This is a genomic window from Streptomyces sp. NPDC015346 (genome assembly GCF_043078785.1).
GTDB lineage: Bacteria > Actinomycetota > Actinomycetes > Streptomycetales > Streptomycetaceae > Streptomyces.
This window is the reverse complement of record NZ_JBIBTW010000006.1, coordinates 97597-118535: the sequence shown is the minus strand read 5'-3', so window position 1 is coordinate 118535 and position 20939 is coordinate 97597. Positions and strand designations below refer to the sequence as shown.

Sequence of the window (20939 nt, the reverse complement as noted above, 5' to 3'; positions counted from 1 at the left end):
AGCTACGGCTCTTTTCGTCCTGTCCTCCTTCTCCTGCATGCTGACCACCGAGACGGCGATGGCCACCGGGGCCACGCTCTCGCCGGTCCGCATGCCCGACCTCTCCCTCTCCGGCCTGTTGAAGTGGGCCGACGAGAGCCCACTCGACACCCCTGACCAGCAGGGCGGTTCCGCCCGCGGTAAGAGCCATCACGCCTCGTCCGACGCCACCAGCGAAGAGGGTGACGCGGGCCGGAAGCCCGGTAAGGGCAAGGGCGAGCTCGACCCGTACGAGCGGCACACCGACAAGCCCGGACAGGCCAGGACCGGCGCCGCACCCGGCGACGCCGAGAGCTTCGACGCCCGTACCAGCAAGCGCGACGCGAAGAAGTCCACGGCGACGTCGGACTACTACGTCAACGCCGACGGCTCCACCACGGTCCGCCACCACCCTGGCCGCGCCAACTTCAAGGCCACCGACGGTTCTTGGAAGCCGATCGACACGCGGCTGACCGGTGACACAGACGGCCGGCTCCAGCAGCGCGCGAACTCGCTCGACATCGAGTTCGCGCGGAGCGCCGCCGACCGGCAGCTCGCCTCCGTAGACTTCGGCGCCGGGCGCTCGCTCGGGTACGCGCTGAAGGGTGCCGCCAAGGCCGAGCCCACGGTGGCCGCCAACGGCACGGTGACCTACGCGGGCGTCCTGCCCGACACCGACCTCCAGCTCATCCCCCTCGCGGAGGGCTTCAAGGAGAACATCGTCCTGCGCTCCCCGCAGGCGGTGAACTCCTGGACCTTCCCCCTCGAAACCAAGGGGCTCACGCCCCGAATAGCCGCCGACGGTGATGTGGAGTTCACGGACGCGACGGGCAAGGTCACCGCGACCATCCCGCACGCGTACATGGAGGACTCCAAGATCGACCCGCGCTCCGGCGACGCCGCCCAGTCCCGGGCGGTGAGCTACGAGCTCATCACCCTCGACGGCAAGCCCGCCCTGCGGATGACCGCCGACCGCAAGTGGCTCGACGCGCCCGAGCGGGTCTACCCCGTTTCCGTCGACCCGACGGTGACGTCGTCCAACTCCACGTACGTCCAGAGCAACTACAGCGCGGACCGCTCGACCGAGACGCAGATCAAGGTCGGTTCGTACGACTCGGGCACCAACAAGGCGAACTCGTTCCTGCAGTTCTCCTCGCTGGGCACCACGCTGGCGGGGCAGCGGGTCACCGCCGCCACCCTGAACGTGTACGCGCTCTGGTCCTCGACCTGCTCCGCCCAGTCGTTCTCCGTGCACCCGGTGACCCAGTCCTGGTCGCCGACCACGACCACGACCTATCCGGGCCCGGCGTACGGCTCCGCCATCGGCTCCGCCACGCCCGCGCCCGGAGCGTCCTGCTCCAACGACGCGAACTCGGCGAGCGTCGGTGTGAAGATGCCGGTCAGCCTCTCCACGACGTGGTTCAACCAGGTCGCCAGTGGCGCCGCGAACCACGGTCTCGCGATGACCGCGCCGACCAACGACGGGCTGCACTGGAAGAAGTTCCACTCGGACAACGCGGCCACCGCCGGTTTCCGGCCGGCCCTGGACCTGACCTACACGGCCAACACGGCTCCACAGGTCAACGCCTCCTACCCGCCGGAGAACTTCCAGGCCAACACCCTCCAGCCGGAGCTGATCGTCCAGGCCAGCGACGCCGACAAGGGGCCGAACCCGCTCTCGTACACCTTCGAGGTCTACGACGCCGACACCGGCTCCACCACCCCTGTCGTCACCTCCGGCGCGCTCACCAAGGGCAGCTGGAAGGTCCCGGCGGCCAAGCTCAGCTGGTCGAAGAACTATCTCTGGTACGTGGGTGTCACCGACGGCACGACGCGGATCGTCCACTCCAGCCGCTTCACGACCGCCGTGCCGCAGCCGCCGGTGACCTCGGGTCTGTCGATGAACACCCACGGCCACGACTTCGACCCGAGCGACGGCAACTACACCACCGAGGACACCGACGCCGACGTGCCGGTGATCGGCCCGTCCCTGGAGATCGACCGCTCGTACAACAGCCTCGACCCGCGCGTGGACAGCGCCTTCGGCGCCGGCTGGTCGACGGTCGTCGACATGAAGGCGGCCGAGGTCAAGGATGCCGCCGGCGTGATCACCAGTGTGGTGATCACGTACCCGGGCGGTGAGCAGGTCGCGTTCGGCCGCAACAGCAACGGCACGTTCGTGCCCCCGCTGGGCCGCTACGCGCGCCTCGAAGCGGTCACCGGCGGTTTCAAGCTGACGGACAAGGACTTCACCGCCTACTCCTTCACGCAGGCCACGGCCAAGGCCGGGGTCTACGCGATATCCGGCATCGTGGACTTCGGCGGCCGGGCGGAGACGTTCACGTACGACGCGAACAAGCGACTGACCAAGATCACCAACACCACGTCGAAGCGCTCCCTCGGTCTGACGTGGGTCACGCCGGTCGACGCGACCGCGCCCCACGTGGAGACCGTTTTCACCGACCCGGCGATCGTCGGCGACGCCGGCAGCGCGAAGACGTGGAAGTACGGCTACACCGGCGACCAGCTCACCAAGGTGTGCCCGCCGGCCGACTGGACCAAGTGCACGACGTACACGTACGCCACCGGAAACCACTACCGCACCACGGTCCTGGACGCCGACCCGTTCGCCTACTGGCGGCTCGGTGAGACGTTCGGCACCGTCGCCGCGGACGCGGTGGACACCAACCAGGGCCAGTACAACGGCACGTACAAGAACGTGACGCTGGGCAGCACCTCGGTGCTCGCCGGCTCCACCCAGAAGACGGCGACCTTCAACGGCACCACCTCGTACGTCGAGATGCCGAGCGCTCCCGGTGCGACGCCGTCGTACACGTCGGTGTCGCTGTGGTTCAAGACGACCACGGCGGGCGGTGTCCTCTTCTACTACGGCGACAAGCCGCTGAGCGACCCCAACCCGGTCGCCAACACCACGAAGAACACCCCCGCCGTGTACGTCGGCATGGACGGCAAGCTGCGCGGCTGTCTCGCGATGTCGCCCGGCTGCACGACGACGATCACGTCGACCGCGACCGTCACCGACGGCCAGTGGCACCACGCCGTCCTCACCGGTATGGCCAGCAGCCAGACGCTGTACCTGGACGGCGTGTCCCAGGGTTCGCTGACGGGCACGATCAACGACTGGGCGCAGCCCTACATCAGCCTCGGCGCCGGTGTGAACACCAACGGCTGGCCCTCGATGAACCCGAACGACAAGCTGGGGCACTTCACCGGCCAGATGGCCGAGGTGGCCATCTACGCCGAGCCGCTTCCCGCCTCGGTGATCTCCGCGCAGTACCAGGCCGCCAAGCGGTCCGCCGGTCTGCTGAACAAGATCACGACGCCGAACGGCAAGACGCAGGCCTCGGTCGTCTACGGCACCACCGACGACCTGGTCCTCCAGGCCACCGACGGCAACGGCGGTACGTGGAAGCTCAACCCGGCCACGGTGACCGGCTCCTCGCAGGTCTACCGGTCGGCCGTGATGGGCTCCACGCCCGCGGGCTACTGGCGTCTGGACGACACCCAGGCGGCGACACAGGCCGCGAACGAGCTGCACACCGGCTTCGGCACGTACAACAACGTGACGCAGGGTGTGGAGGGTCCGTTCGGCGCCGCCGACGTCACGGCGGCCCAGTTCGACGGCACGAGCTCCTTCGTGGAGGTGCCGCACGGCGTCTGGCACAACAAGCCGGACCGGTCCGTCGAGCTGTGGTTCAAGACGGCCAATCCGGGCGTCATCATGAGCGACCAGAGCGTCGCTCCGAACGACCCGGGCGGCATCACCGGCACCTGGAGCGACCTGCTCTACGTCGGCGCGGACAACAAGCTCCACGGCCACTGGTGGAGCTCCACCTGCAACGGCAACGCCACGCTCGGTTCCACTGACGAGGTGACGGACGACAAGTGGCACCACGCCGTCCTGTCGGCGACGGGTACGACGCAGACGCTCTACCTCGACGGCGTCAAGCAGGGCACCTGCACCGGTGCTCCGAACGACCAGACGACGTCGCGGACGTTCATCGGCGCGGGCTTCAGCAAGTGGTACAGCTCGCCGGGTGACGTCAGCTACTTCACCGGCTCCATCGCCGATGTCGCGGTCTACTCCAAGGGGCTGAACGCGGCCGAGGTCGAGAAGCACTGGTCCGCCTTCAAGGCGTCCTCCGGTGTCGCCCCGGTGCGGACGGTCAAGCTGACCGACCCGAGCAACAAGACGCTGACCTACGTGTACGACGCGGAGATGGGCAACCGCCTGCTGGCCTCGCTCGACACGGAGGGCAGGCGGACGACCTACGGCTACGACACGGGTGGCTTCCTGCACACCGTGACGGACCCCAACGGCAACCGTTCGATCACCGGTCATGACGTCCGGGGCAACGCGGTCTCCCAGACCACCTGCCAGGACACCAAGGCCAACAAGTGTTCGACGGAGTACTTCACCTACTTCCCGGACGCGACCACGGCGTTTCCGCCGATGGACCTGCGCAACGACCTCGTGCTCACCGAGCGCGACGGCCGTTCCTCGGGCCCCACGGACAACACCTACCTGACCAGCTACACCTACGACACGTCCGGCAATGTCACCGCGGTGACCTCGCCGCCGGTGGCCGGCCACCCGAACGGCCGGACCACGACGACGACGTACACCACCACCGCCACCCCGGCGGCGGAAGGCGGCACCGCGAAGGCGCCCGCCGGCCTGGTGGCGACCGTCACCACCCCCGGCGGCAAGAAGACGTCGCACACCTACTTCGCCAACGGTGATCTCGCCCAGACCACCGATGCCAACGGCACCACGGTGAAGTACACGTACGACAACCTCGGCCGGCAGACCAGCACGACCGAGATCTCGGACTCCCACCCCGCGGGTCTGACGACCTCGCTGACGTACGACAAGAACGACCAGGTCGTCACCGACACCGCGCCGAAGGTCACCAACCGGGTCACCGGCGCGGTGCACCAGGCGAGGACGACGACCGCGTTCGACCCGGACGGCAACGTCCTGTCCCAGACCGTCGCCGACCTGACCGGTGGCGACGCCGCGCGCACGACGTCGATGACGTACAACGCGTACAACCAGCTGGCGACCAAGACGGACCCGGGCGGCGACACCACGTCGTTCGAGTACGACGTCTACGGCAACAAGGTCAAGGAGACCGACCCCGCGGGGAACATCACCGTCTCCGCCTTCGATGCCGAGAAGCGTCCGCTCACCATCAGCCTGCTGAACTACACGGGCGACCCGAACAACCCGTCCGCGCCGACGACCCTGGTCCAGGAGTCCCGGGCGTACGACCCGGCGGGCCGGCTCGCGTCGGTCACCGACGCGATGGGCTGGGTCACGGCGTACACCTACACCGACGACGGCCTCTCGGCGAGCGTGGTCCGCAAGGATCCGGTGTCCGGCAGGTCGTTCACGGAGCAGGCGAACAGCTACGACGCCGAGGGCAACCTGATCGAGCAGATCACGAAGAACGGGCGGGCGCGCACCACCTTCACGGTGGACGCGGCCGACCGTACGGTGTCCTCGGTCCTGGACCCGAACGGGCTCGCCCGCTCGACGAAGGTGTCCTACGACCCGGACGACCACGTGGTGTCCGAGACGGAGACCGACTCGACGACGGGTGAGGTCACCACGACGGACACCCAGCACGACCACCTGGGCAACGTCACCGGCAGCACCCTGCACGACGGTACGACCGCCCCGGTGGCGCGGTACAAGCTGGACGAGACGACGGGCTACGGCCTGGCCGACTCCTCCGGCGGCAACAACACCGGCAGCCACGGCACCGGCATGCACTGGAACACCGACCGGAGCGGCAGCGCCGTCTTCGACGGTGACACCAACTCGTGGGCGCAGACCTCGGGCCCGGCCGTGAACACGGCCGGCAGCTTCACCGTCTCCGCGTGGGCCAAGCTGTCCGACCTCACCACCGGCCGGACCGTCCTCTCCCAGGACGGCGAGAACGTCTACGGCTTCGTGCTGTACTACGCGGCCAACACCGGCTGGGCCTTCGCCCGGCCCCGGGCGGACGCCACACCGCTGACGTACGACCGGGCGGTGTCCGCCTCGTCCGCGGCAGTCGCCGGTGCCTGGACCCACCTCGTCGGCGTGTACGACGCCCAGGCCGCCAAGCTGCGCCTGTACGTCAACGGCACGCTCGCCCAGGAGGTCCCGTACAGCTCCCCCTGGGAGGCGACCGGTCCGCTGCAGATCGGCCGTCACAAGTACGCGGCGACCTACGACTACGAGTTCAAGGGAGGGATCGACGACGTCCAGGTCTACAGCGAGGCGCTGACCGCGGCGCAGGTCTCCGCGGTCAAGGGCGGCACGCTCCCGGCAGCCGGCAGCTCCGTCCGCACCACGACCTCGAAGCTGGACCAGCGCGGCCTGGCGCTCTCGACGACCGACGCCAACGGCTCCGTCACCGACTACGGCTACGACGAGGCGGAGCGGCAGACCTCGGTCACCGAACCGGCCGTCAACGCGGAGCAGAACGGCGGCGCTCCGGTCTCCGTCCGCCCCGTGTCGATGACCGGCTACAACACGTTCGGCGAGATGACCGAGACCTCGGACAACCTCGGCAACGTGACGGTGATGGCGTACGACGCCGAGGGCCGGGAGACGTCCACGACGCTGCCGGCCTACACCCCGCCGGGCGGCACGACCGCGATCCAGGCCACGAGCTGGAACGAGTACAACAGGCTCGGCCAGCTCTCGGCGGAGGTCGACGAGCTCGGCAACCGCACCACGTACACGTACACGCAGCTCGGTGACAAGGCCTCGGTCACGGACTCCAGCGGCGGTACGACGACGTACACCTACTCCACCAACGGCGACGAGCTCTCGGCCACCCGGCCGAACGGCGCCCGGCAGGAGAGCACCTGGGACTACCTGGGTCACCGGCTCACGGTCTCGGACATCGTCCGGCAGCCCACGCAGCGGGCGCACACCGTGACCCACGAGTACGACGGCCCGGGCGGTGAGCTCTCCCGGACGGTGAGCGCCGCCGGCGTCCCGGAGTCGTACAAGTACAACGTGCTGGGGGAGAAGACCGAGGTCACCGACGCCTCGGGCCACATCAACCGGTTCACGTACGACATGGAGGGCCGCGTCCTCACCGCGACGGACCCGGACGGCACCAGCACGAAGAACACGTACGACGCGTTCGGGCAGCTCGTCGCCACCAGCGACCTGGACGCCCAGGGCGCGGTGCTGCGCACCATGCGCACCACTTACGACAGGGAGGGCAACGCCACCTCGGTGACGGACTACCGGGGACGCACCACGACCTTCACGACGGACGCCTCGGGTGCCGTCACGAAGGCGGTGCAGCCGGTCTCGGCGACCGAGTCGATCACCACGACCTTCGGCTACGACGCGGAGGGCAACCGGACGCGGTTCACCGACGGCCGGGGCAACCCGTTCCTCACCACGTACAACAGCTGGGGTCTGGTCGAGTCGGAGATCGAGCCGTCCACGCCGTCCCACCCCGCCGCGGCGGACCGGACGTTCACCACGGTGTACGACGCGGGCGGCCGGGCGAAGGAGATCCGTTCCCCGGGCGGTGTGACCGTCGTCAACGAGTACGACGCGGAGGACCGCCTCGTCCGGCAGTCGGGCACGGGTGCGGAGGCCGCCACGGTCGACCACACCTACACGTACGACTCCGACGACCGTCTCACGGCCGTCGCGGGCGCCGGTGACGTCAAGAACACCTTCACCTACGACGACCGCGGCCTGCTCCTGTCCACGGCCGGTCCTTCGGGCGTTTCGTCCTTCGCGTACAACGCCGACGGGTCGATGACCTCGCGCACCGACGCCTCGGGCACGACCGCGTACGGCTACGACACGGCGGGCCGGCTCAAGACCGTCAACGACGGCGCCACCGGTACGACGGCGACGTACGCCTACGACGTCGACGACCGGGTCACGCAGATCGATTACGGCACGGGGAAGTCCAAGCGGACCTTCTCGTACGACGCACTGGAAAGGATGACTCAGGACAAGCTGACCTCCCCGACCGGCCGGGTTCTGTCCTCGATCGACTACGGCTGGGACGAGAACGGCAGCATGACGTCGAAGACGACGGCCGGTCTCGCGGGCTCGTCCGCCAACACGTACACGTACGACTGGGCCAACCGCCTGACGTCCTGGAACAACGGGACCACGACGGAGGTCTACGGCTACGACAAGTCCGGCAACCGGACCCAGGTGGGCGCCGACACGTACACCTATGACGCCCGCAACCGGCTCATGAAGGCCGGCGGCGACACGTACATGTACACCGCGCGGGGCACGCTGAGTCAGGTCACGAACGTCGGCGGCACCGTCGCGGTCAAGGCCGACGCCTTCAACCGGGTCGTCAACGAGGGCGAGCGTACCTACACGTACGACGGCTTCGACCGGGTCCTGGAGGCCAAGGACGAGACGGGCAGCGCGCTGTTCACGTTCGCGTACAGCGGCGTCGGGAACGACGTGGCCTCGGACGGCATCACGTCCTACAGCCGCAACGCCGACGGCTCCCTGCTGGGTGTGAAGACGCCCGCCTCCTCGGTGCTGGCCCTCACGGACCTGCACGACGACGTGGTGGCGCAGTTCACCGCCTCGGGCGAGGCACTGACCGGTTCGAGGACGTACTCCCCGTTCGGCAAGGTGTCGCAGACGACCGGGATCCTCGGCAGCCTCGGCTACCAGTCGGGCTGGACCGACCCGGAGACCTCCAAGGTCAACATGGCCGCGCGCTGGTACTCGCCGAACGCCGGCCAGTTCACCAGCCGGGACACGGTGAGCCTCTCGCCGCTGCCGGCGTCGGTGGGCGCCAACCGCTACGCCTACGCGGACGACAACCCGATGTCGGCCACCGATCCCACGGGTCACTGGCCGAGCTTCATCAACAAGGTGAAGAAGGCCGTCAAGTCGGTCGCCCGCCGAGCTGTGAAGTCGGTCCTCAAGCCGCGCAAGAAGCACCGGGTCGTCAAGGTGATCCGCCACAAGCCGCGCGGTGTGTTCAAGGCGGTGTCCCGCATCCGGGACAGCGTCAAGAAGGTCGTCAGGTACGTGAGGGCCAAGGCCAAGAAGGCTGTGAGGGCCAAGCTCAGGATCCTGAAGGATCCGAGGTACTTGGCCAATCTGGCGAGGGCGAACAAGGCGAAGGCCAAGGCCGCCTTCGTGAGGTCTCTCAAGATCAAAAAGGCTCGTGCGAACTTCCTCAGGGCCAAGAAGAAGCGCGAGCACATCGAGAGGCTCAGGGAGCTGGACCGGAAGCGGGACAGCTTCGCGCGCAAGTGGATGTTCGGTGTCAGCGTGGCCTTCAAGACCAACGCCCACTTGGTGGACGCCTCGAAGCCGGTCGTGCGGTTCTTCGCTCCCACGCTCTTCGGCATCTCCAAGGATCCCTCAGCCTTCGATCTCGGCTACGACTGGGTGAGCGGCAAGGGGCCGAAGCACCGGGTCCTGGACGGCAACAGCATGTTCACCAAGACCCTCAAGCAGCACGCCCACGTGGACTACACGAAGGACGCCATCGCCCGGGACCTCGGGAGCGGAAAGCTCAAGGCCGATGGGAAGTGGCACGAGAAGCCGTACCGCCTGGGCGCGGACGACGAGGAGGGGAAGTCCGTGGTCAAGCTCGTCCGCGACTTCACCACGAACTCCTCCGCGGCGTACCTCGGCTCGTACACCCTCAAGTACCGCGTCACCTCGGTGAACACCAAGACGGGGAAGGCGACCGTGGGGTTCAAGGTGTACAACGAGAGCACCATGTTCTCGGCGTCCCGCCCGAGCCCGTCGTGGGGCGGCTACAGCGAGTGGTACGCGAAGAAGGCCGGGGAACCGCTCAACAACATGTTCTCCTCCGGCCGTTTCTCGAAGAAGAGCCAGGACATCGTCTGGAACGAGGAGGTCACCATTCCGCGGCGATGAGATGACGTGAGATGAGGGGAGCCCCGCCGAGTGCCTCGGCGGGGCTCTCCCGTTTCCGGGCGGTGCGTGTTGCCGTGTGTCAGGCGGTGCGTCAGCCCGTCTTGACCCAGTCGCCGCAGCCCGAGGTCTTGAAGTAGGCGTCGGACTTCGAGACCTTCACGATCGCCGTGCCCGAGACGTTGTTGTTCGCCAGGATCGCGTCCGTGCTGTGGCTCGCGTCCTTCGAGCGCTCCCAGTAGCAGCCGTCGTCCTCGTTGCCCGTCGACTTGTACGTGCCCGGGGCGATGTCGACGCCCACCTTGAACATGCCGCCGTCGCCCTTCAGGGTCGTCTTCGGGGTGCCGGTGGCCTTCTCGTCGACGGCCTCCCACTCAGCGCAGCCGGAGGACTTGAAGAGCTTGTCCGTCGGCTTGATCAGGACGTAGCTCGTGCCCGTCACGTTGTCGTTGGCGAGGATCGAGTCGGTCTCGCCCGAGGAGTCCTTGGCGCGCTCCCAGTAGCACATGGCGTCCTTGTTGCCGCTCGTGCGATAGAGGCCCGGCTTCACGTCCGTGCCGACCTCGAAGTCGCCGTCGCCGCCGATCGTGGCGGCCTTCTTCTTCTCGGGGGCCGCGTCGCCCTTGTCGCCGCCCTTCTTCGCCGGCTGCTCCTGCTTGGGGGAGCCGTTCGAGGAGGAGGTGTCGGCGCCGCCCTCGCACCCCGTCGCGCCGATCACGACGAGGGCGACGAGCGCGCCGGTGGCGGTGAGGGTCTTGTGGCGGGCGAACCAGTTGCGCTGCTGCTGAGACATGGCTGTGGCACCTTCCGGGGCGCTGTGAGGACTCCGTTTGCGATGGGTCAATCACAGCAGAGCTTGTGAACCGAGTCAACACGGTTCACGGAAATCAGATCGACTCACACTGTGAACCGGATGGATCGGTATGCTCGGAGTTCGCAGCCGCACGAGGGGAGACGGACACGTGCCGGACCAGCACGCAGCAGAGGTCACCGCCGCCGGGATCGCCCGGCTCGCCGGTGTCGGCCGGGCCGCCGTCAGCAACTGGCGACGCCGGCACGAGGACTTCCCCAAGCCCGTCGGCGGGACCGAGACCAGCCCCTCCTTCGCCCTCGCCGACGTCGAGCGGTGGCTCCGCGACCAGGGAAAGCTCGTCGACGTCCCGCTCCGCGAGCGCGTCTGGCAGCAGCTCGCCGCCCACCCCGCTGGCACGGTCACCGCCCTCGTCCACACCGGCTGCGCCCTCCTGCTCGTACGGGACCGGCCCACCGGCTGGGTCCAGTTCGCCGCCCTCTCCGACGAGCGGCTCGCCGACGTCCTGCCCCCCGCCCTCGAAGAGGTCCTCACCGCCCGCTTCGGGCTCGACCGCGCCGTGCGCACCCCGCTCCCCGCCGAGCTGGCCCCCTCCGTGCCCCTGATGCGCGGCGCGGCCGAACTCGCCGCCGAACTCGGCGCCCGCCAGGCCTTCGAGTTCCTGCTCGGCCGCCACCTCGACGCCAACCCGCGCCAGTACACGCTCACCCCGCCCGGCCTCGCCGAGCTGATGGCCGCCCTCGCCGTCGAGACCGCGGGACCGGGTGCGGGACCGGGCGGGGGGCCGGGCGCGGGATCCGGCGCGCGACCCGGCCCAGGGCCCGCTCCCACCGTGCTCGACCCCGCCTCCGGCACCGGCGGACTGCTGCGCGCCGTCCCGCACCCCGCCGCCCTTTACGCCCAGGACGCCGACCCCGAACTCGCCGCCCTCACCGCTCTGCGCCTCGCCCTGCACGGCGACGCCGACATCCGCTCCGCCGCCGCCGACACCCTGCGCGCCGACGCCTTCCCCTCGCTCTCCGCCGACGCCGTCCTCTGCCACCCGCCGTTCAACGAACGCGGCTGGGGCCACGACGAACTGGCCTACGACCCCCGCTGGGAGTACGGCTTCCCGGCCCGCACCGAGTCCGAACTGGCCTGGGTCCAGCACGCGCTCGCCCGGCTCCGCGACGGCGGCACCGCCGTCCTCCTCATGCCCCCCGCCGTCGCCTCCCGCCGCTCCGGCCGCCGCATCCGCGCCGACCTGCTGCGCCGCGGCGCCCTGCGGGCCGTCATCGCCCTGCCGGCCGGCGCCGCGCCCCCGTACGGCATCCCGCTCCACCTGTGGGTGCTGAACCGGCCGGGCCACGACCACCGGCCCGCCCCCGAACTGCTCCTTGTCGACACCACCTCCCTCGTCCCGGACGGCGGCCGCGCCACCCTGCCCTGGCCCACCCTCCAGAGCGCCGTCCTCGACGCCTGGAACGGCCGGTACGAACAGGGCGTCAGCCGCCTGGTCCCGGTCATCGAACTCCTCGACGACGACGTCGACCTCGCCCCCGCCCGCCACCTGGCCGCCCCCGCCACCGGCGGCTCGGCCGCCGAACTCGACACCGTACGAGCGCGCCTGGACGAGAGCCTGCGCCGCACCCTGAGCCTCGCCCCCACCCCCGCCGTCCCCGCCCGTCCCGCCGCCCGCACCCTCACCACGGTCGGCGAACTCGCCCGCGCCGGAGCCCTCCAGCTCCGGGCCGGCGGCGCCGGAGCCTCCCCGGCCGGCGGCCCCGTCCTGACCGAACACGACGTCCTGTCCGGCGCCGCGCCCTCCGGCACCCTCCCCGACGGCCCCGCCGAGGACCCCGTCCTCCTCCGGGAAGGCGATGTCGTCGTCCCCGTCCTCGGCGGCGGCTCGATCGCCCGCGTCGTCGACGCGCCCACCGCCGGCGCCGCGCTCGGCCGCAACCTCCAGCTCCTGCGCCCCGATCCGGCCGCGCTCGACCCCTGGTTCCTCGCCGGCTTCCTGCGCGGCACCGCGAACAACCGGCAGGCCAGCAGCTTCGCCTCCACCGCGACCCGGCTCGACGTCCGACGCCTCCAACTGCCCCGCGTGCCCCTCGCCGACCAGCGGCGCTACGGCGAAAGGTTCCGCGCGCTCGCCGCGTTCGAGGACGCGCTGCGCCAGACCGGGCGGCTCGGCGAGCAGCTGGTGCAGGGGCTGTACGACGGACTCGCGGACGGGACCGTCCACCCCGAGTGACGGGAGCGACACCGCTTCCGTACAACCCTGGGCGGGTTGTCGTTGTCGCCTTATACGCTCATACCCCGTACGACTCCCGTACGACTCCCGTACGACTCCCGTACGGGCCGTATGTCGGCCCCGCACGACGCCCGCAGCCCAGGAGCGACCCCCATGCATGGTCACGCGCCCATGACGCCACCGCGCCGCCCCGGCCCGCCGGCCGGTGTGATCGCCGTGCGCGTGACCATCTGCGCGCTGATGGTGCTCACCTGCGGATTCCTCGCGTGGGTCGGGATGCTGCGGATCGCGATCATGCGCCGAGGCGGCCGTGACTGGGCGCTGTTCTGGGCTCAACTCGCCTTGAACATCGCCTGCCTGGCCACCCTGGAGCAGCGCCTCGCCGACCACTGGATATCGAACGTCGGCATGGCCGGACTGCTGGTGCAGATGGCCGCCGTGACCGCGTACTACCTGGTCGTCGACGTCCGGCACCACCGACCGGCCCCCGCCCTCGCCCCGTACGGACCGGGGTACGGGCCGTACGGGTACGGCTACCGGGCCAACGCCGCCATGACGGTGTCTCAGCCGCCCCCGGTGCCTCAGGCTCCCCCTGTATCTCCCCAGGCCGCCCCCCGCATCGAGCAGGTCCGCGCCGAGCTGGACGAGCTCAGCGACCTCCTCCGGAAAGACCCGAGGGACCCGAGGGACACGAAGGACCCGCGAGAGGGCGGTCGGTGAACGGGCGTCTCATCGGCGGCCGTTACGAACTGTCCACCGTCATCGGCCAGGGCGGCATGGGCCAGGTCTGGACGGCGTACGACGGACGGCTCGACCGGCGGGTCGCCGTCAAGCTGCTCCGGCCCGCCACCCTCAGCGGCCCCGCCACCGCCGCCGACGAGCTGCGCCGCCGTTTCGTGCGCGAGTGCCGCGTCACGGCCCAGGTCGACCACCCCGGCCTGGTCACCGTCCACGACGCCGGCAGCGACGGTGACGACCTCTACCTCGTCATGCAGTACGTCGAGGGCGCCGACCTCGCCGACCATCTCGCCGAGCACGATCCGTACCCCTGGCAGTGGGCGGTCTCCGTCGCCGCGCAGTTGTGTGCCGTCCTCGCCGCCGTGCACGCGGTGCCGATCGTCCACCGCGACCTCAAGCCGCGCAACGTGATGGTGCGCCCCGACGGCTCCGTCACCGTCCTCGACCTCGGCGTCGCCTCCGTCCTGGACACCGACACCACCCGCCTCACCCACACCGGCTCTCCCATCGGCAGCCCCGCCTACATGGCGCCCGAGCAGGCGATGGGCGGCGCCGTCGGCCCATACACCGATCTGTACGCGCTCGGCATCCTGCTCCATGAACTCCTCAGCGGGAACGTGCCGTTCGCGGGCTCCACCGCGCTCGGCGTGCTGCACCGGCATCTGTACGAGCCCCCGCTGCCGGTCAGGCAACTGCGGCCCGAGGTGCCGGAGGCCCTGGAGGCGCTCGTCCTGCGGCTGCTCGCCAAGGACCCGCAGCACCGCCCCTCCGGTGCGCACGAGGTGTACGAGGCGCTGCTGCCGCTGCTGCCCGCGCGCGGGGTCCCCTCGGGGCCGCTCGACCCGACCCGCCCGTTCCTGCGCCCGCACGCCCCCTGGCCGGACCACGCCCCGGTCACACCACCGCCCGTGAGCCCCGCCGTCCCGGCTGCCCCACCCCTGCCCCTCGCCCCACCGGCCCCGCCGGTCCCGCATGTCCCTCCCGCCTCGCGGACGGACGTGGCCGCCGCCGTCGACGAGGTCAAGCGGCTGCTCGGCGAAGGCTCCCTCACCCAGGCCGTCGACATGCTCGGCTCCCTCCTGCCCGCCGCAGCGGCCGAGCACGGCGAGCGGTCGCCCGTCGTCCGCATCCTGCGCAAGCAGTACGCCACGACGCTGATGGACGACGGCCAGTACCGCCGCGCCCTGCCCGAGCTGCGCCGCCTCGCCGAGGACCGCGCGGCCGAGGCGGGCCCCGCCGACCCGCAGACCCTGCAGTTCCGCTTCGACGCGGCGCAGTGCCTGGAGCAGCTCGGCGAGACGGCGGCGGCGCTGACGGAGTACCGCGCACTCCTGCCCTTCCACGACCAGGACGCGGACCCGGCCCGGGCCTTCGACATCCGCCGGCGGAGCGCGAGCCTGCTGCTGGCGATGGGCGATCACACGGGAGGACACCAGCAGTTGCAGGCGCTGCTCTACGACACGGAGCGGGCGTACGGCCCGTACCACGCCCTCGCGACGGAGCTCCGCCGCGCGCTGACCCACCAGCAGCAGATGGGCCGGCCGGTCTGACGTCTGACGGGTCGGCAGAGTCACGACTCCGTATCTGATCGGCAAACGGAGAGAAGGGGTCCGTTTTGCGCGTTCTGTGACATGTAGCGTTCGCGTTCGATCATGTACACGTCCCCAAGGAATCCCTCATGACTACGCCGACGCCCGTCACCCCCGAGCAGCCCGCCGTCCCGGGTGAGCCGATCGCTCCCGCCGAGCCCACCGCGCCCGCGAAGAAGAAGGGCAAGGTCCTCAAGACCCTCGGCAGCATCGTCGTGGCGATCGCCGTCGTCCTCTTCTGGAAGCTCGGCCTCCCGCACATCATGGGCACCGCTCCCGTGCACGCGAAGGCCGGCGAGTGCGTCACCGTGACCGGCCCCGACAACGACCCCAAGGTCGACAGCAAGCCGTGCGGCGAGAAGGCGGCCGACCTCTACAAGGTCGTCAAGGTCATCGACAACACCTTCGACGTCGACAAGTGCGGCGACGTCAGCGAGGTCGCCCTCGCCCAGCAGCTGGAGTCGGACAAGTTCGTCCTCTGCCTGAACCCCGTCAAGAACTGACGCCGTTCGCACCGAAGGACCGGGCCCGCGGGCCCGGTCCTTCGGCATTTTCATGCGGTAGGGGTCAGCAGGCCGCGGGCGCGTCTCCGTTGGCGGGCTGGTGCGTGGTCGCCGCCCGGGTCTTGTTGTAGTTGGCGACGTACGCGTCGTGGATCGCGGCGTCCTCGAACTGCAGCATCGTCTCGTCGCTCTGCCGCAGGGAGTTGGTGGTCCAGTTATGGCTGCCGGTCCACACGATCTTGCGATCGGGGACGCCGTAGTAGTGGCCCTCGATCAGCAGGTACTTGTCGTGGATCCAGGTGGCGTCCTTGCCGCAGTAGTACTTGGTGATGACGCCGCCGTACGCGTTGGTGGTCTTGGCGAGCAGCTTCTCCAGGGACGCCTTCCCCAGCGAGTTGGCCGAGTCGTACGTCATGGCGACCTCGACGTAGCATCCCTGCGCGTCGAGCTCGACGAGCCTGTCGGCGAGGTAGGGGCGGGCGAAGGCCGTCATGCTGACCCGGATGCGGGTGCGGTGGGTGTCGGTCGTGCCGACGACCGAGTTCCCGTAGCACTTCACGTTGTCGAGGACCGTGCTGACGGTGTCCTCGCTGGGGTCGCTGTAGAAGACGGAGTCGCTGGTCGCGGCACGGGGATAGAAGTGGATCTTCGCGTTGCCGGAGGCGAGCGGCGGCCGGCCGGTGTCGTAGTAGTTGTTGTTGGACAGGCGAGCGGCCATATCGTTGAAGTAGCCGTCGTAAGCGTGGTAGATGGCGTCGTTGCCCGCGAGCACGAGGGCGTTGTTCCACCCCTTCGTCCCGTCCCGGCCGTTGTTCAGGTTGGCGGAGGACTGTACGACGACACGCGGCGTGCCCAGGGTGTCGGACAGCAGCAGGAACTTGTTGTGCTGGATGGCCGACACGCCGTTCTTCGCGAGCGTGCCGACGCAGCCCCTGCCGGCACCGCAGGTCATGACCCAGGAGGACTGGGACTGGTTGGTCCCGAGCGCGGTGACGAGGTTGTTGTACGGCGTCTGGTTCTCGTTGACGACCTTGTGGTCAAAGATGGCCTGGACCTGGACGCCCCGCTGGTGGGCGGCGATCAGCGCGTCGGGCAGGGCCGGGTCGGTGGCGTAGTACATGGCCAGCCGGATCCGCGACCCGGCCGGTGCCCCGTTGATGAGCTCGATCTGCTTGTTGACGATGGCGCGCTGCTCGTCGACCGTGCCGATCGGGTTGTTGAAGACGGCCTGGGTCGTCACCCCGGCCGTCTCGGCGCCGGCGGGCGTGGCCGAGACGGTGAGGGTGGTCGCAAGCAGCGCTGCGGCGAGAGCGCCTATGCGGAGGCTGTGTCTGAAACGCAAGAAAGTCCCCTTTGGGAGCGAGTTCGGTCTGCGCCCGACTGGTCGAACAGAAGGGCGGAAGTTTGATCATCGCAGGGCGCTCCCGTCTCGGCGAGCGCCTTCCCGGACACTGGGATCCCGGCTCGACATCTCCTGACGGACTCACGGTCCGCGGAGATCAATATTCTGCGGGGCCCTCTCGCCGTCTCCGTCCCCTCACCCCGTCCGCGTCAACTCCGGAACCCGGCCGGGTGCTTCCAGGGCGGGCACCTCGGAGCGCCGCCGCCCCAGGGCCCACAGCCGGGTGGCCAGGCCCACCGCCGCGACGAGCCCCACCCCCGCCCCCGCCCGCAGGCCAGGCGGCCGGAAAGTGCAGCTCACCGACGTCTGGGAGCCGTCGACGGACACGGCGACCAGGCCGCCGTACGACTCGGCCGGGCGGCCCTCGCAGGTCCAGCCCGTGATGCGGGGGGCCGCCAGGACGACCGTGCCTCGGGTGCCCGGGCGGAGTTCGGCGCGGAAGCCGGTGTCCGTCACACGGACGGACGTCGGGGCCGTCGCCCGCAGGGCCGCCACCGCCGTCGCGAGCCGCGCGCGGTCCAGGCAGCCGACCCGGTGCCACAGCCGCCTGCCCTCCAGGACCGGACGGGCGCCCGCCACCCGCTGCACACCGAGCGAGGCCATCGCCGCCCTCCGCTTGGGCAGGTCACCGGTCATCCTCACCACCGCGCCGCCCGCTCCAAGACGCGCCGTCCCCCGGAACTGCGGTGCCCACAGGAAGACCTCGCTGCCGACCCGGCACACCCCGTCGGCGGGCAGGTCGTACACCCGCGACCCCAGCAGCCGCTCCTGGTTGCGGAACGCCGAGACGCCGAGCCGGGGCGCCTCGCCCTCCGGACGGACCGACACCAGGGGCACCACAGGCCCCGTCCGCACCACCCGGTCGTCCCGCCACCGCGCGCCCACCCCGAACACCGCGTCCGTCACAGGATTGTCCAGACTCTGCAGATTGCGCCCGCCGGACGTCCAGCCACCGCCGAGCGCCGCCAGCGTCGTCGTCAGCACCTCCGGCGTGTGGCTGCTGTAGTACGCGGCGCCCTGGCCGCCCAGCAGCAGCGGCTCGTTGCCGGTGATCTGCTCCCGGCCGGAGTCGGTGCGGTACGCCGGCCAGCCGTCCGCCTTGGCGAGCGCCTCCCGGCGACGCTCGTGCTCGGCGCCGTACGCCGGGTAGTCGTCGAGCCGGCCGAGCCGCTCCCGGTCCCCGTACGCCGTGGTCGCCGCCGCCTGGCCCACGAGCGCCCCCGCCATCAGCACGGCCGCGACGACGGCACGCCGCCCCTCGCGTGCCAGCCACAGCGCCCCGCACGCCGCCGCGAGCCCGGCCCCGAGCAGGGGGTACGTCCACACCGTCACCAGGTCACTGGCCGCCGCCCCCACGGCGACCGCCGCCACCACCCCCGCCCCGCCCAGCAGGGCGCGCCGGCCGGGCCAGCCGTACGAGAGTCCCGTCCAGGCGACGAGGACCAGCACCCCGGAGAGGACGAACGTCTGCCGGTACGGGCTGCCGTTGGGGGTGGCGAAGACATGCCACACCAGGTGCGTGGGTCCCCACTGGAACGAGACCGCGACCGCCACGGCGAAGCACGCCCACAGCAGCCGCTCCCGCCGCGGGACCTTCCGGTGGAGCAGCAGCGCACCGGCGAGCAGCAGCGTGCCGGTGCCCAGGAACGCGGCCGGCGTCGTGAAGCTGTACGTCGCCGGGAGCAGCCGTGCGAGGACGTCCGTCCAGCCGGCCGGCTCGAACTCCCTCGGCAGGCCCGGGTACGCGTACCGGGAGCCGAGGAAGACCGGCACCAGGACGGGGGCGGCGAGCCCGATCCCGAGCGACACCGTCACGACCGCCCGGACCGGGACGCGCCGATCCCACTCGCGCGCCGCCACCAGCCGGACGAGCAGCACCAGCGCCGCCCCGAGCGTCGCCATGTACGCGGTGTAGAAGTTGGCGGCCCAGCACAGGGCGACGACCACCGGCCCGAGCAGCGGCCGCCGCCCTTCCCGTATCCATTCGCCGACCAGGCAGAGCAGCGGGAAGGCGATCAGCCCGTCCAGCCACATCGGGTTGTACGTGGCCTCCAGGACGGCCCAGCCGCACAGCCCGTACGAGGCGCCGAGCACCGCCGCCGCCCACCAGGGCCCCGGCCGCAGCCGGAGCAGCGTCACGACCATGGCCGCCGACGCGGCGGCCATCTTCAGGACGGTGACGGCGTAGACCGCGTACTCGATGTCCTCGCGCGGGAAGAGCGCCACCAGGAGCGCGAACGGACTGGCCAGATACGTCCCGAGGTCGGGCAGGAAGGCGGTGCCCCAGCCGGACTGCCAGTTCAGCAGCAGCCCGCCGTCGGTCCTGCCGTGCAGCAGGTCCCACAGATGGGCGTGGTACGGCACGAACTGGTTCGCGAGGTCGTTGACGCCGCGCCGGTGCGGCCCGAACGGGAAGGTACGGGCGAGGGCGTCCCCCGCGCACACGGCGAGCGCGGTGAGAAGGGCGGCGAGGGCGGGCGCCCGCTGGGTCCGGATCTTCATAATGGTCCGAATATGCCAGTACGGAAGGCGAAAAGGCTTTCCCCGGCGGCCAGTTCATTCAATGGTCGCCTGCCGGTCATGTGACGAATCAGCCGCCGACATCACCGTCGGTTGTCGTTTCTCCCGTGCTGCTCTCGATTGTGGTTCCGTGCTTCAACGAAGAGGAGATCATCGGTCGCTTCCACGACCATGTGACCGCCGAACTCTCCCGCTTCGACGGAGAATTCGAGCTGGTCTATGTGGACGACGGAAGCCACGACCGTACGCTCCCGCTCCTGGCGGAGATCGCCGCCTCCGACCCCCGCGCCCGCTATGTGTCCTTCAGCCGGAACTTCGGCAAGGAGGCCGCGATGCTGGCCGGCCTCCAGCATGCCCAGGGCGACGCCGTCGTCATCATGGACGCCGACCTCCAGCACCCGCCGGAGCTCGTGCACCGCATGGTGCGCCTGCACGCCGAGGGATACGACCAGGTCATCGCCCGTCGGACCCGCACCGGCGACCGGGTGACCCGCACCCTCACCGCGCGCGCCTACTACTGGGCGATCAACCGTCTGGTGGACGTCGAGCTGGTGGACGGCGTCGGCGACTTCCGGCTGCTGTCCCGCCGTACCGTCGACGCGATCCTCGAACTCACCGAGTACAACCGCTTCTCCAAGGGAATCTTCGCCTGGGTCGGATTCCGCAGCACCACATTCGAGTACGAGAATGCGGTGCGCGAGCAGGGCCGCTCGAAATGGAGCTTCGGAAAGCTGCTCAACTACGGGCTCGACGGACTGCTCTCCTTCAACAACAAGCCACTGCGCGCCGCCGTCTATCTGGGAATGCTGCTGGTTTCGGTGGCCCTGGCGTACGCGGCCTGGATCGTCGGTGTCGCCCTGGTGAACGGAGTGGACACCCCCGGTTATGTGACGCTGCTCGTCACCGTCACGGCGCTGGCCGGCGTCCAGATGGTGATGCTGGGGCTCGTCGGCGAGTACGTCGGCCGCATCTACTACGAGGTGAAGCGGCGCCCGCACTTCCTGGTGAAGGCGACGAACGTGCGCACCCCCGGGACGATCACGGCGCGGACCGACACCACCCGAACACGTGAGTCGTTGGTCGAGACGGCCGCCACGAAGTAGCGGCCGGGGAGCCGGGGCGCGAAGTAGTGACCCCGAAGTAGTGGCCCCGGCCTCGGCGACTGCCTAACATCGATCACCGCAAGGTCGTTCAACTGAC

9 protein-coding genes are annotated in these 20939 nt (G+C 70.1%); 6 read left to right on the top strand and 3 right to left on the bottom strand.

Features of this window, described 5'->3' with window-relative positions; genetic code table 11:
- Positions 1-37: 37 nt before the first annotated feature.
- On the top strand, positions 38-9943 hold the full coding sequence (locus ACF06X_RS22875) for a LamG-like jellyroll fold domain-containing protein (protein ID WP_392289129.1): 9906 nt from the start codon (positions 38-40) through the stop codon (positions 9941-9943).
- Positions 9944-10034: 91 nt separating this feature from the next.
- Here the strand turns inward: ACF06X_RS22875 and ACF06X_RS22870 are convergent, their stop codons facing one another.
- Positions 10035-10733, bottom strand: coding sequence for a hypothetical protein (locus ACF06X_RS22870; protein WP_392289128.1), 699 nt, complete (start codon positions 10731-10733; stop codon positions 10035-10037).
- Between the two features lie 130 nt (positions 10734-10863).
- Between ACF06X_RS22870 and ACF06X_RS22865 the strand changes: the two genes are divergently transcribed.
- From ACF06X_RS22865 to ACF06X_RS22850, 4 genes are all read left to right on the top strand, one after another.
- Positions 10864-12987, top strand: coding sequence for an N-6 DNA methylase (locus ACF06X_RS22865; RefSeq protein ID WP_392289127.1), 2124 nt, complete (start codon positions 10864-10866; stop codon positions 12985-12987).
- A gap of 153 nt (positions 12988-13140) precedes the next feature.
- On the top strand, positions 13141-13707 hold the full coding sequence (locus ACF06X_RS22860; protein WP_392289126.1) for a hypothetical protein: 567 nt from the start codon (positions 13141-13143) through the stop codon (positions 13705-13707).
- Positions 13704-15275, top strand: a complete 1572-nt coding sequence (locus ACF06X_RS22855; protein ID WP_392289125.1) for a protein kinase — start codon at positions 13704-13706, stop codon at positions 15273-15275. The genes ACF06X_RS22860 and ACF06X_RS22855 overlap by 4 nt, the downstream gene beginning before the upstream one ends.
- 128 nt (positions 15276-15403) lie before the next feature.
- Entirely contained in the window at positions 15404-15817 is a 414-nt protein-coding gene (locus tag ACF06X_RS22850) for a hypothetical protein (RefSeq protein ID WP_392289124.1), read from the top strand.
- Between the two features lie 64 nt (positions 15818-15881).
- On the opposite strand, the gene ACF06X_RS22845 is transcribed toward ACF06X_RS22850, so the two are convergent.
- Together ACF06X_RS22845 and ACF06X_RS22840 are read right to left on the bottom strand one after the other, a co-directional pair.
- Complete coding sequence (locus tag ACF06X_RS22845) at positions 15882-17159, bottom strand: phosphatidylserine/phosphatidylglycerophosphate/cardiolipin synthase family protein (RefSeq protein WP_392289123.1); 1278 nt, start codon at positions 17157-17159, stop codon at positions 15882-15884.
- Positions 17160-17354: 195 nt separating this feature from the next.
- On the bottom strand, positions 17355-19721 hold the full coding sequence (locus ACF06X_RS22840) for a YfhO family protein (RefSeq protein WP_392289122.1): 2367 nt from the start codon (positions 19719-19721) through the stop codon (positions 17355-17357).
- A 125-nt stretch (positions 19722-19846) separates the two neighbouring features.
- Between ACF06X_RS22840 and ACF06X_RS22835 the strand changes: the two genes are divergently transcribed.
- A complete protein-coding gene (locus ACF06X_RS22835; RefSeq protein WP_392289121.1) occupies positions 19847-20842 on the top strand; it encodes a glycosyltransferase family 2 protein in 996 nt (331 codons plus the stop codon).
- Positions 20843-20939: the final 97 nt, after the last annotated feature.